This window comes from Haloarcula amylolytica (genome assembly GCF_049705545.1).
Classification (GTDB): domain Archaea; phylum Halobacteriota; class Halobacteria; order Halobacteriales; family Haloarculaceae; genus Haloarcula; species Haloarcula amylolytica_B.
In genome coordinates this window covers 115,760-133,695 of record NZ_JBNAMU010000001.1, presented here as the reverse complement: position 1 = coordinate 133,695, position 17,936 = coordinate 115,760, and the positions used below count along the sequence as shown (strand labels likewise).

Here is a 17,936-nt window from a genome sequence, read left to right as displayed (position 1 = left end):
GCCGGCGGTTCGCTGCAACCGTACTTCAAGATTCGCTGGTTACAGGTCCGCGCCGACGGCGTCCTCGACCGAGTCGAAGCCGTCCTCCGCGAGCAGGTCCAGCAGTCCCTCGTTGATTTCGCGGGCGATGGACGGGCCGCGGTACACCAGGCCGGTGTACAGCTGGACGAGCGAGGCCCCGGCCCGAATCTTCCGGTATGCACCCTCCGCCGTCGAGACGCCGCCGACGCCGACGACGGGCACGTCGACGCGCTCGGCGACGAACCGGACCATCTCGGTCGCCTGGTTCTCGATCGGCTTCCCGGAGAGGCCGCCCGTCTCGACCGCGTTCGGCGAGCGTAGGCTTGCGGGCCGTTCAGTCGTCGTGTTCGTCGCGACGACGCCGTCGAGGCCGAGTTCGGTCACCAGGTCAAGCGCGTCCTCGACTGCCGGCTCGGGAAGGTCCGGCGAGAGCTTCACGAGCAGCGGGGCCGCCCCCGCGTCCTGGAGCTCGCCGAGGATCGCCTCCATCGCGTCGCGGTTCTGGAGCTCCTCGAAGCCCTCCGAGTTGGGACAGGAGACGTTGATGACGAAGAAGTCCCCGCCCTCGGCGACGTGTTCATACGTGGTCCGGTAGTCGTCGGGGGCCTCATCCGTCCCGACGTGTTCCGTCTTGGCGATGTTGACCCCGACTGGGAACGGTGCGTCGACGTGCTTCAGCCGCTCGCCAATAACGATGGCGCCGTCGTTGTTCAGCCCCATCCGGTTGATGATGGCCTCGTCCTCTTTGAGACGGAACATTCGCGGGCGGGCGTTCCCGGTCTGTGGCTCGGCCGTGACGCCGCCGACCTCGGCGAAACCGAACCCGAGCGACGCCAGCGTTCCGGGAATGGTGGCGTTCTTGTCGAACCCGGCGGCGACCCCGACTGGGTTGTCGAAGGTGTGGCCGAACGCCTCCACGCCGAGTCGGTCGTCAGCGACGGTGTAGTGGTCGGCCATCACGTCGGCGACCCGCGTTCCGTCGACTGCCTCTAACAGTCGGTGGACGCTCCGGTTGGCGGTTTCTGCTGGCAGAGAAAACAGGAGTGGTTTCGCGATATCGTACGGTCTCATTGTGTTGGTATTCGGGTTGGTTCGAAGAACGGCGGTGAACGACCGATTTCGGGCGTCGGCCCCAACAGCTCCGCCCAGTGGCACTGTGTCACCGTCGATGGGACCTCAAAAGTCGTGTTCGACCTCTTCGGGGTCGGCCTTCTGGATGATAATCTTGTTATCCCGGACGCGAACGAACACCTCGTCGCCGATCTCCATCCCGGCGACGGCTAGCTCGTCCTCGTGAATGTTGATATGTACGTTGTGGTACTCGCCGTCCTCATCTTTGGCGCCACTCGGGCTGAGCTTCTTCTTTCGCACCATCGCGCTATCCTACTCCGCACTTCACCGCAGGATACACTTAAGTCTACCGTGCCGCCGGCCGCTGGCTGGTGGTTTTGTGGACGCGCGTGACGATTTCGACCCCAATATTCGGCTTGAACCGGCCGGTTTGCAGGTTTGAAGCGGTACGCGGTGGCTTCAGTGTATAAAAGTACCCCCCGACGGAGGGCGGATTGGGGGGTATATTTATGTTCTGGCATGTGCTGAATTGGCATGGAGCGGTGAAATCCATGGCACCCGACAGTGACAAGCGCAACTTCGCACTGCGCGAAGACGGTGACGAATCGAGCGTCTTCTCGGGCGGAACACCTCGACAGGCTGCGCTGAAGGCAGCACGTCGACTCGAACCGGCCGACGGTGAAGATCAGGCTGACCCTGAGGAGATACGACTACGGGAGAAAGGGACCCACAAGGTCCACATCTACGAGGCGTGGGCATGGGTCGAGGAGGCACCGGACGACAAACCCGACTGGATGCCCGGCGACATCACGAAAGGGAACGTCTCGAAGCAGGGCGTTGAACACCTAGACGAGATCTAGGTCGCATTCCCGATATTTTCGGTGGCCTTCTGACGTGTGTACTCGGCCGCGCGCTCACGTGCGCGCGAGTGGACTACTCGTCTTCCGGCCATCGCTGTGCTGTGACCCGTACTCTCTGTTTGTACACGTGTGGGACACTTACACCCGTGTAATCTCGTCCCGCAGGCGACTTCCTTCGACGGGGTTAAGTGTGGCTCACCCATCGGAATGAAATGCGAACGCGGTCAGGGGGCGACGCCCCCCGAACGAACGCACTCGTTCCGACGCCCTTAAGTGTAACAGGGTGTTCGGGATGAACGCGAAGGTCGCTCGCGTCGTGCGGTTCGACGCGAGCCCGATCCGATTCCCTTAAGTGTAACAGGGCATTCGGAATGAACGCGAACGACGTTCGGTCGGGGCATCGGACCCCTGCCGACACGGACCAGGCGGGACCGACTCGCCAACGAAACTCGAAGCCTTTATGGTGGCTTCGAGACAACAATCAGGTCCGAAGAAATGAGGATTCCACCCCTGCGGTCCGCCGTCAAGATGGGATCTGATGTTAGCCCTGATAGTTCGGTGACACTCGGTCGACGGGTGTCCTCGAACACCCTTCGATAGCGACCACACCCATTATATGGGTGTGATCCCGCCTAACCCCCCGGCCTTGTGCCGGGATACATTCCGGTTGATCCTGCCGGAGGCCATTGCTATCGGAGTCCGATTTAGCCATGCTAGTCGCACGAGTTTAGACTCGTGGCATATAGCTCAGTAACACGTGGCCAAACTACCCTACAGACCGCGATAACCTCGGGAAACTGAGGCCAATAGCGGATATAACTCTCATGCTGGAGTGCCGAGAGTTGGAAATGTTCCGGCGCTGTAGGATGTGGCTGCGGCCGATTAGGTAGATGGTGGGGTAACGGCCCACCATGCCGATAATCGGTACGGGTTGTGAGAGCAAGAACCCGGAGACGGTATCTGAGACAAGATACCGGGCCCTACGGGGCGCAGCAGGCGCGAAACCTTTACACTGCACGACAGTGCGATAGGGGGACTCCGAGTGCGAGGGCATATAGCCCTCGCTTTTCTGTACCGTAAGGTGGTACAGGAACAAGGACTGGGCAAGACCGGTGCCAGCCGCCGCGGTAATACCGGCAGTCCAAGTGATGGCCGATATTATTGGGCCTAAAGCGTCCGTAGCCGGCCGGACAAGTCCGTTGGGAAATCGACGCGCTCAACGCGTCGGCGTCCAGCGGAAACTGTCCGGCTTGGGGCCGGAAGACCTGAGGGGTACGTCCGGGGTAGGAGTGAAATCCTGTAATCCTGGACGGACCACCAATGGGGAAACCACCTCAGGAAGACGGACCCGACGGTGAGGGACGAAAGCTAGGGTCTCGAACCGGATTAGATACCCGGGTAGTCCTAGCTGTAAACGATGCTCGCTAGGTGTGCCGTAGGCTACGAGCCTGCGCTGCGCCCTAGGGAAGCCGAGAAGCGAGCCGCCTGGGAAGTACGTCTGCAAGGATGAAACTTAAAGGAATTGGCGGGGGAGCACCACAACCGGAGGAGCCTGCGGTTTAATTGGACTCAACGCCGGACATCTCACCGGTCCCGACAGTAGTAATGACAGTCAGGTTGACGACCTTACCCGACGCTACTGAGAGGAGGTGCATGGCCGCCGTCAGCTCGTACCGTGAGGCGTCCTGTTAAGTCAGGCAACGAGCGAGACCCGCACTTCTAGTTGCCAGCAATACCCTTGAGGTAGTTGGGTACACTAGGAGGACTGCCGCTGCTAAAGCGGAGGAAGGAACGGGCAACGGTAGGTCAGTATGCCCCGAATGGACCGGGCAACACGCGGGCTACAATGGCTCTGACAGTGGGATGCAACGCCGAGAGGCGACGCTAATCTCCAAACGGAGTCGTAGTTCGGATTGCGGGCTGAAACCCGCCCGCATGAAGCTGGATTCGGTAGTAATCGCGTGTCAGAAGCGCGCGGTGAATACGTCCCTGCTCCTTGCACACACCGCCCGTCAAAGCACCCGAGTGGGGTCCGGATGAGGCCATCATGCGATGGTCGAATCTGGGCTCCGCAAGGGGGCTTAAGTCGTAACAAGGTAGCCGTAGAGGAATCTGTGGCTGGATCACCTCCTACTGATCGGGATCAGGCCTCTGGCCTGACCCACCTTTCGGTGTTCGAGAACTCCGTCGACCGGGCACCTATGAACTATCAGGGCTAACAACCGTGCGGATCTGCCGGGCCCATAGCTCAGCGGGAGAGCGCCGCCTTTGCAAGGCGGAGGCCCTGGGTTCAAATCCCAGTGGGTCCATACGACGTGCCAGCCCCGAACCGTGCCCCTTAAGTGTGGGACGGCGATGGGATATGGTACGACGACAGATGCACCAGGTCGGGTGAAACCGCGCCTGGGAAGGGTCGATTCGCCCACCATCTCCACCTTGGGGGCGAATATGAAACCGTGTGTACGTGCGATCCAGGCGTCCACTGGACTCGTTCAGTTGAACGAGTCACAACGACGTTGGCTACTATGCCAGCTGGTGGATTGCTCGGCTCAGGCGCTGATGAAGGACGTGCCAAGCTGCGATAAGCCATGGGGAGCCGCACGGAGGCGAAGAACCATGGATTTCCGAATGAGAATCTCTCTAACAATTGCTTCGCGCAATGAGGAACCCCGAGAACTGAAACATCTCAGTATCGGGAGGAAAAGAAAACGCAATGTGATGTCGTCAGTAACCGCGAGTGAACGCGATACAGCCCAAACCGAAGCCCTCACGGGCAATGTGGTGTCAGGGCTACCTCTCATCAGCCGACCATTTCGACGAAGTCTCTTGGAACAGAGCGTGATACAGGGTGACAACCCCGTAGTCGAAATCAGTACGCTGTGCGGTAGTGCCAGAGTAGCGGGGGTTGGATATCTCTCGCGAATAACGCAGGCATCGACTGCGAAGGCTAAACACAACCTGAGACCGATAGTGAACAAGTAGTGTGAACGAACGCTGCAAAGTACCCTCAGAAGGGAGGCGAAATAGAGCATGAAATCAGTTGGCGATCGAGCGACAGGGCATACAAGGTCCTGTAACGAATGACCGACGCGCGAGCGTCCAGTAAGACTTACAGGAAGCCGATGTTCTGTCGTACGTTTTGAAAAACGAGCCAGGGAGTGTGTCTGTATGGCAAGTCTAACCGGAGTATCCGGGGAGGCACAGGGAAACCGACATGGCCGCAGGGCTTTGCCCGAGGGCCGCCGTGTTCAAGCGCGGGGAGCCATACGAACACGACCCGAATCCGGACGATCTACGCATGGACAAGATGAAGCGTGCCGAAAGGCACGTGGAAGTCTGTTAGAGTTGGTGTCCTACAATACCCTCTCGTGATCTATGTGTAGGGGTGAAAGGCCCATCGAGTCCGGCAACAGCTGGTTCCAATCGAAACATGTCGAAGCATGACCTCCGCCGAGGTAGTCTGTGGGGTAGAGCGACCGATTGGTGTGTCCGCCTCCGAGAGGAGTCGGCACACCTGTCAAACTCCAAACCTACAGACGCTGTTTGACGCGGGGATTCCGGTGCGCGGGGTAAGCCTGTGTACCAGGAGGGGAACAACCCAGAGATAGGTTAAGGTCCCCAAGTGTGGATTAAGTGTAATCCTCTGAAGGTGGTCTCGAGCCCTAGACAGCCGGGAGGTGAGCTTAGAAGCAGCTACCCTCTAAGAAAAGCGTAACAGCTTACCGGCCGAGGTTTGAGGCGCCCAAAATGATCGGGACTCAAATCCACCACCGAGACCTGTCCGTACCACTCATACTGGTAATCGAGTAGATTGGCGCTCTATTTGGGTGGAAGCAGGGATGAGAATTCCTGTGGACCGAATAGTGACGAAAATCCTGGCCATAGTAGCAGCGATAGTCGGGTGAGAACCCCGACGGCCTAATGGATAAGGGTTCCTCAGCACTGCTGATCAGCTGAGGGTTAGCCGGTCCTAAGTCATACCGCAACTCGACTATGACGAAATGGGAAACAGGTTAATATTCCTGTGCCACTATGCAGTGAAAGTTGACGCCCTGGGGTCGATCACGCCGGGCATTCGCCCGGTCGAACCGTCCAACTCCGTGGAAGCCGTAATGGCACGAAGCGGACGAACGGCGGTATAGGGAAACGTGATTCAACCTGGGGCCCATGAAAAGACGAGCATAGTGTCCGTACCGAGAACCGACACAGGTGTCCATGGCGGCGAAAGCCAAGGCCTGTCGGGAGCAACCAACGTTAGGGAATTCGGCAAGTTAGTCCCGTACCTTCGGAAGAAGGGATGCCTGCTCCGGAACGGAGCAGGTCGCAGTGACTCGGAAGCTCGGACTGTCTAGTAACAACATAGGTGACCGCAAATCCGCAAGGACTCGTACGGTCACTGAATCCTGCCCAGTGCAGGTATCTGAACACCTCGTACAAGAGGACGAAGGACCTGTCAACGGCGGGGGTAACTATGACCCTCTTAAGGTAGCGTAGTACCTTGCCGCATCAGTAGCGGCTTGCATGAATGGATTAACCAGAGCTTCACTGTCCCAACGTTGGGCCCGGTGAACTGTACATTCCAGTGCGGAGTCTGGAGACACCCAGGGGGAAGCGAAGACCCTATGGAGCTTTACTGCAGGCTGTCGCTGAGACGTGGTCGCCGATGTGCAGCATAGGTAGGAGACGTTACACAGGTACCCGCGCTAGCGGGCCACCGAGTCAACAGTGAAATACTACCCGTCGGTGACTGCGACTCTCACTCCGGGAGGAGGACACCGATAGCCGGGCAGTTTGACTGGGGCGGTACGCGCTCGAAAAGATATCGAGCGCGCCCTATGGCTATCTCAGCCGGGACAGAGACCCGGCGAAGAGTGCAAGAGCAAAAGATAGCTTGACAGTGTTCTTCCCAACGAGGAACGCTGACGCGAAAGCGTGGTCTAGCGAACCAATTAGCCTGCTTGATGCGGGCAATTGATGACAGAAAAGCTACCCTAGGGATAACAGAGTCGTCACTCGCAAGAGCACATATCGACCGAGTGGCTTGCTACCTCGATGTCGGTTCCCTCCATCCTGCCCGTGCAGAAGCGGGCAAGGGTGAGGTTGTTCGCCTATTAAAGGAGGTCGTGAGCTGGGTTTAGACCGTCGTGAGACAGGTCGGCTGCTATCTACTGGGTGTGTAATGGTGTCTGACAAGAACGACCGTATAGTACGAGAGGAACTACGGTTGGTGGCCACTGGTGTACCGGTTGTTCGAGAGAGCACGTGCCGGGTAGCCACGCCGCACGGGGTAAGAGCTGAACGCATCTAAGCTCGAAACCCACTTGGAAAAGAGACACCGCTGAGGTCCCGCGTACAAGACGCGGTTGATAGACTTGGGGTGTGCGCGTCGAGGTAACGAGACGTTAAGCCCACGAGCACTAACAGACCAAAGCCATCATTCATACGCACTGTGACTCATTCACCGACGATTTACTCGTCGCTGAACGAGTCCAGGCGCAAACTGGATCGCACGGACAGACGGTGGACCCGATCGAGACTGGTACTCTCGCGGTTCGATTCCGCGACTCGACGTTAGGCGGCCACAGCGGTGGGGTTGCCTCCCGTACCCATCCCGAACACGGAAGATAAGCCCACCAGCGTTCCGGGGAGTACTGGAGTGCGCGAGCCTCTGGGAAACGCGGTTCGCCGCCACCATTCATATCTTATAGCCCACTCGGGAGAGACATCTCTCCCGAGTGGGCTTTCTGTATTTATAAGCAGTGCGTAACTACATGATTGAGTCGAGAGTCGGCAGTATGACTCGCGAAGTCAAACTGAACGAACTTACGGAACTTCTCGAAACGGCGACGTACCCGCTGTCGGTCGAAACCGCCCGAGCGGAGTTCGACGACGTACAGCTCGTCTACGCGGACGGGTCCGAATCGTTGGCTGCGCTACTGGCTCGAGTGAACGACGAGCAGTTCGACTCGCCAGACGAGGCACAATCATCGATTTACAGCACTATCCCAGTTGAAGGGGTCGGTGAACCGGGCCAGTCAGAGGGCGAGGGCTAATCGAATTCGCTACGCTTAAACGACCGAGTTGATTACCTCTATTCGCGCCAAGGTGGCAGAGTCTGGCCTAACGCAGCGGCCTGCAGAGCCGCCCATCGCCGGTTCAAATCCGGCCCTTGGCTTTTTGTTTATACATCCTGATTGATTCCGGACGATAACCGGTTCCTGTCGTTTTGCGTGAGGCAACGTCCCAGAAACTGCTCGAAACCAACTGTGCATGGGCTTCATCGAAAAATACAGTACGGGCACGTCGTGTGCGTCGTTCATTATCGGCGAGACAGACGACGGATGTTGCCGGGCGAACTAACCGTGCGGTCGGAGGCTGGCTCCCAGCTATCCTCACAGGCGCGAATCCAGGCTGCGTAGCTGCGTTTTAGTAATATAAGATGTCATGAATCCCAGCGCATAGCCGAGGAAGTGCTCGTAGAGGTTGAGCACGCCGTTGTCGACTTGCGGATTCGCGGGAAACGCGATGATTGGAACAACGAAAAGCAGCAAAACCGTGAGCAATATCAGGTCGGTGTCCCCGGTCGCACGCATTGCAGACTTGATCTTCGTTCGTGCGTTGTTGGTCTGTTCGTACACCGAGAGGCTATACAACACTGTACTGAGTACTGTAGCCAGGACCAGGCCAGCAGTGCCAAGCAGCACTGTCGGGTTCGTTAGTAGCACGGACTGGAGACTCAACACGGAAATAAGCCCCAGGCTTGCAAAGAACAGGGCTGGCGCGACTACGTTGCCCGGACCGATATCGAAGTTTGTGTCGAGGTAATCGCTCAGTGCCAGTGGGAGGTAGCCGACGAAAACCATAATAACTCCGGACGCACCGAACGTCACGGAGGACCTGGCGATTGCGAGATTCAGATACGAAAGGACGGGGGGAAACGCGAGAAGGGCGGTAAAAACAAAAACCCGGAACTGCTGTTGACGGCCGCTCAGCACACTCAGGAGATATAGTAGCGGGACTACAAGGACATACAATCCGACGTTCGTCATCAGGTGACCGAACTCGAAATGAATGAACGCTGAGGTAAATGCCGCGAGCAGAGTCGGGCTTGTATAATTGAACACGAGCGACTCACGGACTCCCAGCGGAAGGCCGTATCCGAGCCACAGAAGCAGTGGAAAAGTGAGAACAAGTATCACATCGAATAGACGAAACTGCTCATAGAACGTCTGCCGTGCCGATTTCGCTCGCCGTCGCTCGGTGTCTACGTCAATATGAGCTTATATCCGTTTAGCTTAAATAAGCCCTCGGCCACGGATATCAGACTTGATTTTGCAGCGTGACACTGGGACGTTCGAATGCTTGAATCAGCGGATATAGGGGTGGAATTCGTCGTGTACACAGGGAGGTTGACTGTTCTGGTATGTCCCTCCGTCGGGATCCGGGGGCGGTACTACTGCGGTCCACAGTGGCGCTGCGACCGGGAATTGTTCGGGTTGTTCTTATTACTCTTCGGTGCGGCCGTCCGTTGCTTGGAGATCGGGAACTGCGCCGAGTTCCGGGACCAGTCGGTACCCGGTTACCGTCCCAACTGCAGCAGAGAACACAAGCGCCGTGATCAACTGCGCGACTGGACCGAAGCCAGCGCTCGAAGCCGCTGACACGACAAGCACTGTGAGCACGATTCCGGCGAGGCCGATCGCCGCTTCGCGGACGACGACGCGGCGGAACCGATGGCGACGGTCGCTTGGTTGCGTCTGGAGAACAGGAAGGACATCGTGATACCGCGTCTGTACGAGGTAATTCGTCGCTACAGCGAGTAAACCGGCGATGAGCGTCCACGGTCCCCAGCCGATGCCAAACACCGGATCGAGGTCGAGCGCGAACCCGCTCGGCTCGGTTGACTGCTGGCCTTCGGGTGTCGATGGCGCAGGTTCGGCCCCACCGCCGGCCACGGTTTCCTCTTCGCTGTCGGTGGCTGTCTCAGTCGGTTCGTCGGTCGATGTCTCGTCGCCAGTACCACTGCCACTGCTTCCTTCGCCAGCGGGTGTTTCAGTCGGCTCGCCAGTCGGCGTCACAGTCTCGGGACTGTCTCCGCTCCCGTTGTCAGTGCCATTCCCATCGCTTGCATTGGTGTCGTCGCCGTCACCGTTGCCTGCATCTGTCTCATTACCATCGCCCGTGTTGGTGTCACCGCCATCGCTGCCGCCTGCATCAGTGTCACCGCCATCGCTGCCGCCTGCATCAGTGTCGTCGCCGCTATCGCCACCGCTTCCACCGCCCACACTACCGCCACCTCCTCCACCGCCGCCACCGCCGCCAGCACTTGACTCAGCATCCGGAATCTCCATCGTGTAGGTCACTGTCTCAGAGCGGGACGACGGGCTATCAGCCGCTGTCGTCACAGTGAACCCGAGCGTTGCTTGCTCGCCTGGATCAAGCGTAAGCGTGTTACTCGCTTCATCGACCGACTCACGTGTGTCTGAATCTACATTCCTGTAGATGTCCAGCCACTCACTATCGTGTTTGATCTGGATCGTTGCCGCCTCGTCGCTACCCGTGACACCCGCAAAACCGACAACAAATACGTCGTCGAATACGGTCTTGGTGCTGGAAATAACGTCAACAGAGATGACAAGCTCGCCGTTGCTGTCGAACGACGCGTAGCGGTCGCCGTTGGGCGTGTCAGCCGGGGTCAGTGCGACCCCGGTGTCCTCTGCTGGGGAGAGTTCATCAACCGGTTCGGAGAGCGGGACTGCGGCCGTAGACATGACTGTCCCACAGACGATGAACGCGAGCCCGAGGGCGAAGTACCACTTCATGTCGTAGCCTAACGGTATTCAGTCAGAGCGTTGTCGAGTTGGTGATATTCTGTCCCAGTGCGGGGCCTACCATCGGAGCGATTATACGTTGTAATCCTTCTGCCGGGCCGCGAAAACGACCTCGCTAACGTTGTCTATGTTTTCGTCAGCGTTGTCCTGCAGATTGATGACGATCGTGAGCGTGATGCTGGGATTGTTTTCCCCAGAAGGAAGGTCCGCGGCGTATCCCCGCGCAGAGTCTCCGTTACCGACGATAGAACTTCCATCGTGCCGTATATCCAGCAACTTTCCATCTCCAATGAGGCTCGTATTGTCCGTATCGTCCACTGAGACACCGATGTCCTTATCGCCCCTGTTGACCACCTTCAGGGCGTCGTTAAATTTGGTTGTCGCGTTCTGATTGAGGTCTTTCTGTTGGAGCTTGATTACAGAATCACCGCCATCAGTTGCCGTGTCATCAGACGTGTCCTCCGTGTCGATTATGTTGTTCGGCTCTCCGTTCGATGTGTTGGGCTCAAAACCCAGAAGCGCATTCGAATCGTTGGAAGTATTGAGTTCAACCGTCCGCGTCGCTTCAACTGAGGAGAACGCACCGGAACCGAACGCGCCGCCAACACTCGCACTGATTGTCCCGAGCCCGAGCAGGACACTTCGTCGATTCAGTCTCATCTGTTATGCAACAAAACGCTATCCTCCCAGTTACTATTGACGTGCCTGAGCGGGGTTAATGACGCCCATTAACGGCTCAAGCACGGCTATAACCCCACTCAAGCAGCCCAATAGTAAGTCCCCGGAAACTGTTGTATGCTGGTACGGCACGGACATAACGTGCTGATTAATTAACCTATGAATCGCAGAAACGTACTTACGGGACTCGGTGGACTGGCAATCAGTGGTGGGGCGCTCTTCGGCTCAGGCGCGTTTACGAGCGTCGAAGCACAGCGGACAGTTGACGTGAACGTCGTCACAGCAGATGAGATTTCTGGCGCCAATGAGGATTCGGATGCAGTTGCAGACAGATACGTTGATGTGAGAGTTGACGTCGGCGGGTCCGATTCGGTATATGTCGATGATGGCGGCACCACCGACCCGACCAGCTTAGCCCCGACGAGCTCTGCAGCAAGAGGCTCTGAGGGCGAAGTGAGTCTCATTGCAAACGACAACCCGAAAATTATCTTCGGGGACTCCAGTAACGGACTCCCGCCGAACTCAACCGTCAATTACAGCGACCTATTCACGATTGACAACTGGGACAACACCACAACCGACAGCTTCGACGTGACGCTTGAGTTGAGTAACGGAGGCTCCGACTTCCTTAACATCGCCGACAGTACCGGCACAATCAACAACGGTGGGTTCCCGAAGACGACAATTAGCAGTCCCTCTACGGAGAGCCTGGACGCAGCCGTGGATACTGCTGGTGACGACGACACTACCACCTTGACCATCAGAATCGAATAACTGTCCGCCAACCAAACGTAGTGTAGCAATCAGCCAGAAGGCAGCTAGAGTACCATATGACTCTGATAGTTAGTAACATGACATCTGGCTGTGGTACATTTTGCTGTCGTCACGACAGCGCATATCGGACCCAATTGGTGAATAGAGACATACATGCGTAGCCACTCAGTAGTGCCGTAGTCGAGATATCTCCGCTATGACTTTCCACGCCAAACCGACATGCTATACCTACATCTAGTAACACCATTTTTGAAGCAACCAACACTGAATCCTGCTCGCTAACTGCCTAATCTACATGCAATTTTGTTACCATTGACATTCCAGAACACTTTTTATATTACGAACTAATTACTATGTGATGGCCGTGGGTGGGAAAGAAAGCAACCAGATAGGGGCTGGTGACGCGATTACACGGGACGAGGTGTTTGAGTTACTCAGTAATCACCGTCGCCGATACGCGCTACACGTAGCGAAGCAGACGGACGGTGACTCGGAATTATCAGATATCGCGGAACAGGTGGCGGCGTGGGAAAACGGGAAAACACAGGGTGAGATTACGTCCAACGAACGCCATCGCGTGTACACGTCGATGCAACAGACGCACTTGCCCGCGATGGACCGTGCGGGCGTGATCGACTACGATAACGGCACGGTCACGCTGACCGAGCAGGCAGCGGACCTCGACGTGTACATGGACGTCGTGCCGGAGGACTCCATCCCGTGGGGACAGTACTACCTCGGCCTGGCGGTTCTGTCAGGTGCGATAGTTGGCGCTGCCGGACTGGGTGTGTTCCCGGACAGTATCCCTGACCTCGCGTGGGCCGGTCTCGTTGTCATGCTGTTTCTCTGCTCCGGGCTGTACCACGTCTGGCAGAGCCAGCAACTCCGTCTGGGAGCCGGCGAGAAGCCCCCGGATGTTGAAACATGAGCAAGAAGTGGACTCGCCGGAGTGCACTCGGGCTGATCGGTAGCGGCGCTGGCCTTCTGACCTGGGGCACCGGTGGGTTCACAGACGTGACTGTTGACCGTCAGGTGAATATCGACACGACGGCTGACGACAGCTCTTCTGATGATCCGCTGCTTGGTATCACTACGCACGATGATCAGTTGGTGTTTGAAACTGAGACCCGTCCACTGGTTACGTTGACAAACAACACCGGGTCAAAACTCGATACGGTTGGAGCGACCGTTCAAAATCCGGTAGAACTAAATTTTGACGTGGAACTCGGAACCTTCCCAAACTCGCTCGATGTTGGCGACTCCGGAGAGGTGACCGCGACGATAACTGGGTCGGGAAACAACCGAATCAAAGAGACGGGACAGATCGAACTGGAAATTTTTGCGTCGTCAACGGCTCCTAATTCGGCTCCTGAGATTACAGCATCACGTAGCGTATCGCTTTCCTGCGTGAACTGTATTAATTTTGAAAATCCTGAAACTGGCACACCGTCGGGTTTCATCCCTGATACCGGGCGCACATTCGGCCTCCGGGACGAGTTCGATTCAAAATCAACGCTCTACTATGGGTGGGAAAGTGAGCAGACTGACACAACCAGAAACCGGGGCGGGAGTCTGAATACTGAAGAGAAGACACTTGCACACTTTACCACTAACAGTCGGATTCCTACCGCATACGACGCCTCTCTTGATCCGTACTGGGAGATCGATCTCCCGGATGGCTGGTATGACGTAACAATATACTGCCAGGACCCGTCCTATTCTGATCAGGAGTACTCGTTTGATGTCGCTGGCGGAGCCGAGACAGTCGAATTGCGAGACACTAACTTCGATGATGAAACTAACCAACGCTCAACACAGGGCAAAAGTTACACTTTTTCTATTGAGGTTGATGATGAAAAATTGAGCATCACCCCGCCGGATGGGACATATAACCCGAAAATCAATTGGCTTCGGTTCGAATCGCGGAACGAGGCTGCCGATCCGGCCAACTTCAATGTCAAAATCACTAGCGATAGCTCGATTACAGTCAATCAAGGAGATATCGCCAGTATCGCCGTTGAAATCGAAAATACCGGAGAACAACCTGGCGTGCAGGAGATAATGGCCACTGTCGAAGATGCAAAAAAAGACAGCCAGACCATTTCACTAACTGCCGGAGAAAAAAAGACGATACAGCTTGATTGGGATACCAGCGATGAAACACCAGGGACGTACGAACTGAAAGCCAACAGTAATGATACGAGCGACACAACTGAAGTAAAGATTAGGGGGGTAGACATCACTGCTACCGGAGCTTCGGATAAACGACAAGAGGGAGACTACTCGGACTACTACTTCAAAATCACACACAATTTCGATGACGGCATTGAACCGACTGGTGTTCGAGTTGACTCGACAACTGCCGATGCGGATAGTCTTTATCGAGATACAGGTTCATATCAGGAAGTCGAGATGGATGTCACTAACGATTGGGGACACGGGACGGATGGGTCTTACTCCGAGTCAGGAGCCGATTACGAAGATGGAGGCTGGTGGTGGACTTGGTACGAGATCGGCGATTACATCGATCTGGACCCGATAGATTACCCTGCAGAGAAGCTACAGAGTAATGGAGACGCCGAAATCGGTCTATTTTCCTTCCGAAGCAGGAAGGGGAATGGGCAGGGGTCAGGGAGTTTCAAATATACTGATATGAATGGTGAAACGGTTGACATTACGCTCTGGTACACGGATCCTAACGGTGACGAACGTAAGACCTCATTTACTACTGACTAGCCTGCAACAACCGTCTGAACTCCATCACTGACCCCGAATATACTCACTCGCCCCTGCCAATGGCCTGAACAGAGTCTCCGAATAGACAGAGGTACAATGCGACCGACGCCCCGAGGGAAGTGCCAATTCAACTGAACCAGGCTGATATACTCTGTGGAGTATACGGTTACGTCAGGTAAGACAATTGGTCAGTATCAGAAGTCAGTCTGATAGTAAAGCAATACTCATTATAGTAGAGTGACATAGTGCAGAAACGCTATAGTTGCCATTACTAGAGTATATGCAAACCAAACCGAAAAAGAACAGAAAACTCTAATGTACAAACCACGACAACGCTAATAGCAGCGTAGTATCACACACAGATGACAGAACACCTCTTTTCGGTCTCCGTTCGCTCCATACTCAACCGATGGCTACTCCCACTCATCCTACTTTCACTCGTGCTAGCGCTTGCTGGCGGATACATTACATACGACAGCCACGTCGACGGCGCGGAAACGGTCGTTGAGCAGCAAACGACTGGGACGTGGACGGTGGAAAGCGAGTTCGAACACGGCGCAACAGTTACGCGTGATACCGAGGTTTTCAGTGCGGGTGAGGAACTCAGCAACCGGTCGCTGTACTTCACGACGGCATCGCCCGAACTCGACGGCACGTACACGGTCTCACACGACAACACCGACGGGAACGCGGCAGTTACCTCGACGAACCTGTCGCTCGTCATCCGCGCGGTCGAGGAGCGAAACGGGAACCAGGTGGTCCACTGGCAGACGCACGACTCGCTCGACACGCTCGATGCTGTCAAGGTCAAAGACGGCGAAACGGCGGCAACCACGGTCAGTGTGGATATTCCGACAATCCTCAACCGTACCGAAACAATACAGAACGACCTCGGGGCTGCCCCCGGACAGACAGAGGTGCTACTCGTCGCCGACACGACCATCGAGTCGTCGGTCGACGGAGAGGCGTTCACCGACACACGAACTGACCGCATCGAGATTGTGCCCGGCCAGCGTGTCTACCGCGTCAGCACTACCACAGCCGGAGCGAGTTCTTACGACGCGACCGAGCAGGTGACCCGGACTATCGAACCGACACGGCTGGAACTGTACGGTGGGCCTGTGCTCTGTGTGATCGGACTGCTTTGTATGGCCTTCCTCGGGACAGCACGCTGGCGCGGCTGGCTGGCAGTCAGCGACCGCGAGCGAGCACGCAACGAGTTCGAGCGCGCGCGTGACGATTTCGACGAGTGGATCTCTACGGCACGGATTCCGGATGCCGACGACCGGACGCCCGTGCCGACGGACTCGCTCGTCGACCTCGTCGACATCGCTATCGACAGCGACAGGCGGGTCCTCGAAGACGGTGATCGGTATGCCGTCCTCGTCGACAGTGAAATCTACACGTACACGGCACCACCGGCTGTCGACCCACTTGCGTCACCCGTGACAGGGGATACCGAGCCCGTCACGGAAGACACAGCGTCGCTTTCTAGCCTGCTTTTCAACGACTCGACCGAGAATGCTGATGCGACACATCCTGATGAAGGCGACACGCCCGATTCGAACGACGGGTAATGCTACCGACTGGTCACGTCCCGTAATTGCTGATCGCCCCGACAGTGTTTGTGCTGTTTCTAGTTTCGCGGCCACGGCAGGGGATAGATATTGACAGCGGGAGCCACCGCTTGCGACTGGCACAGGTAGCGGCCCGGAACGCAGTATTCCGTGATGACAGAGCTCACGTCGCTCTCTTCGACTGAACAACACCGATTTATATTCTGCTGGTCTACATCGCGTAGCGACACGCTGGTATGCTCCGAACGTACGTGGTGAGGGGGCTGACAATCGCCGGATTCGTGTTGGTTCTGACACTCATCGTGGGTGCACTGGTCGGGCAGCCAGTGCTTTTGAGCTTCGTCGTGTCCGGGAGTATGTCGCCAACGATTCAGGAAGGCGATGGCTTCGTTGCGATTCCGGAGCAGGTTGCGGGCGACATCGAGCAGGGCGATGTCATCGTGTTCCAGTCACAGGAGATTCGCGGTGGGGAGCTGACGACACACCGAGTTGTCGGCGAAACTGAGAGCGGATACATCACCCGGGGGGATGCGAACCCGTTCACAGATCAGGACGGGGCTGAACCCCCAGTGACTGAAAGCCAAATCGTCGCGGTCGCCTGGCAACCCGGTGGACAGGTGGTGACGATCCCGAATCTCGGCACGGCCATCCTCGCCGGCCGCGTCGTTGTCACGAACATTCTGACTGCGGTGACCACGGTCCTCGGGGTTGAGCAGGCGGCCGAGTCCTGGCAGGCAGGCTCGGTGATGCTGGTCTCCGGCGTGATACTGTTTGCAATAAGCATCGGCAGTGGGATCGTGAGTGGGTCCTCGCGCGAACGAGAGCGCTCGCGCGGGCAGGATACCTTCGATCCACGATACGCCGCGCTCTTTCTGACCGCAATCATCATTGTGCCAGCCAACATCGCCATGGTGGCCCCGAGTTCGACCCACCAGATCCCGGCCGGTGAGATCGCAACCGGAAACAATATTGCCCCTGGTGACCCGGTCGAAGCCACGCTTGTAGCCAACAACGAAGACGCGCTGGTGACAATGCTCGTCGTGTTTAACGCGTCCGGTCGCACGACAATCGAGAACCGATGGCTCGACGTCCCGGGCGGAGAAACGGACTCAACAGCGTTGTATGCGCCTGCACCACCGCGAGGCGAACAGAAGGTGGTGACCGTCTCCGAGTATCGATACATCGTTTTGCTGCCACCCACTGTTATTATCGCGATGCATGACATTCACCCGCTGGTGGCACTGGGTGTGATTAATGCGGCGCTCACCGTGGCTGTACTGGCATTCGTTATCGGGTTGCTCGGGACAAGCAAGCGACGTGTTCGTGATACCGACCGGGATATCCCGCTGTATCTGCGATTAAAACGTAGACTGCTGTGACAGTGCGAT

At 56.9% G+C, this 17,936-nt stretch carries 12 protein-coding genes, 2 tRNA genes and 3 rRNA genes; 12 read left to right on the top strand and 5 right to left on the bottom strand.

Translation table 11 applies throughout. The features are described 5' to 3' along the window. Window positions 1–39: 39 nt before the first annotated feature. Together ACOZ4H_RS00710 and ACOZ4H_RS00705 are read right to left on the bottom strand one after the other, a co-directional pair. Complete coding sequence (locus ACOZ4H_RS00710; protein WP_424327516.1) at window positions 40–1,092, bottom strand: quinone-dependent dihydroorotate dehydrogenase; 1,053 nt, start codon at window positions 1,090–1,092, stop codon at window positions 40–42. Between the two features lie 105 nt (window positions 1,093–1,197). Then, window positions 1,198–1,395, bottom strand: coding sequence for a hypothetical protein (locus ACOZ4H_RS00705; protein WP_004516407.1), 198 nt, complete (start codon window positions 1,393–1,395; stop codon window positions 1,198–1,200). Window positions 1,396–1,643: 248 nt separating this feature from the next. Here ACOZ4H_RS00705 and ACOZ4H_RS00700 point away from each other — a divergent pair, with 248 nt between their 5' ends. From ACOZ4H_RS00700 to ACOZ4H_RS00670, 7 genes are all read left to right on the top strand, one after another. Next, window positions 1,644–1,952 (top strand): non-histone chromosomal MC1 family protein, encoded by a 309-nt coding sequence (locus ACOZ4H_RS00700; RefSeq protein WP_004516406.1) that lies wholly within the window; start codon window positions 1,644–1,646, stop codon window positions 1,950–1,952. A gap of 660 nt (window positions 1,953–2,612) precedes the next feature. After that, window positions 2,613–4,084 (top strand): 16S ribosomal RNA (locus ACOZ4H_RS00695). Between the two features lie 105 nt (window positions 4,085–4,189). Beyond that, window positions 4,190–4,261 (top strand) — tRNA-Ala (locus ACOZ4H_RS00690). 201 nt (window positions 4,262–4,462) lie between these two features. After that, a 23S ribosomal RNA gene (locus ACOZ4H_RS00685) occupies window positions 4,463–7,393 on the top strand. 130 nt (window positions 7,394–7,523) lie between these two features. Next, window positions 7,524–7,646: ribosomal RNA gene (gene rrf, locus ACOZ4H_RS00680) — 5S ribosomal RNA — on the top strand. The 16S, 23S and 5S rRNA genes sit together here with 1 tRNA gene alongside, the layout of an rRNA operon. A 101-nt stretch (window positions 7,647–7,747) precedes the next feature. Next, a complete protein-coding gene (locus ACOZ4H_RS00675) occupies window positions 7,748–8,005 on the top strand; it encodes a DUF5789 family protein (protein ID WP_424327515.1) in 258 nt (85 codons plus the stop codon). 46 nt (window positions 8,006–8,051) lie between these two features. Next, window positions 8,052–8,127, top strand: a tRNA-Cys gene (locus ACOZ4H_RS00670). Window positions 8,128–8,344: 217 nt separating this feature from the next. Here ACOZ4H_RS00670 and ACOZ4H_RS00665 read toward each other — a convergent pair. The 3 genes from ACOZ4H_RS00665 to ACOZ4H_RS00655 form a co-directional block, all read right to left on the bottom strand. Beyond that, window positions 8,345–9,151 carry a hypothetical protein gene (locus tag ACOZ4H_RS00665; protein WP_424327514.1) on the bottom strand — a complete coding sequence of 269 codons (807 nt, stop codon included), beginning with the start codon at window positions 9,149–9,151 and terminating at the stop codon, window positions 8,345–8,347. 306 nt (window positions 9,152–9,457) lie between these two features. Next, window positions 9,458–10,774 (bottom strand): hypothetical protein, encoded by a 1,317-nt coding sequence (locus ACOZ4H_RS00660; protein WP_424327513.1) that lies wholly within the window; start codon window positions 10,772–10,774, stop codon window positions 9,458–9,460. 81 nt (window positions 10,775–10,855) lie between these two features. After that, a complete protein-coding gene (locus tag ACOZ4H_RS00655) occupies window positions 10,856–11,443 on the bottom strand; it encodes a hypothetical protein (protein ID WP_424327512.1) in 588 nt (195 codons plus the stop codon). Window positions 11,444–11,620: 177 nt separating this feature from the next. Between ACOZ4H_RS00655 and ACOZ4H_RS00650 the strand changes: the two genes are divergently transcribed. The 5 genes from ACOZ4H_RS00650 (at window position 11,621) to ACOZ4H_RS00630 (ending at window position 17,927) form a co-directional block, all read left to right on the top strand. Continuing rightward, on the top strand, window positions 11,621–12,235 hold the full coding sequence (locus ACOZ4H_RS00650; RefSeq protein ID WP_424327511.1) for a hypothetical protein: 615 nt from the start codon (window positions 11,621–11,623) through the stop codon (window positions 12,233–12,235). Window positions 12,236–12,593: 358 nt separating this feature from the next. Next, entirely contained in the window at window positions 12,594–13,163 is a 570-nt protein-coding gene (locus tag ACOZ4H_RS00645; protein ID WP_424327510.1) for a DUF7344 domain-containing protein, read from the top strand. Further along, window positions 13,160–14,971 (top strand): hypothetical protein, encoded by a 1,812-nt coding sequence (locus tag ACOZ4H_RS00640; protein WP_424327509.1) that lies wholly within the window; start codon window positions 13,160–13,162, stop codon window positions 14,969–14,971. Before ACOZ4H_RS00645 ends, ACOZ4H_RS00640 begins: the two co-directional genes overlap by 4 nt. Window positions 14,972–15,333: 362 nt before the next feature. Continuing rightward, a complete protein-coding gene (locus ACOZ4H_RS00635; RefSeq protein WP_424327508.1) occupies window positions 15,334–16,548 on the top strand; it encodes a DUF5305 domain-containing protein in 1,215 nt (404 codons plus the stop codon). Window positions 16,549–16,784: 236 nt separating this feature from the next. Then, a complete protein-coding gene (locus tag ACOZ4H_RS00630; RefSeq protein WP_424327507.1) occupies window positions 16,785–17,927 on the top strand; it encodes a signal peptidase I in 1,143 nt (380 codons plus the stop codon). Window positions 17,928–17,936: the final 9 nt, after the last annotated feature.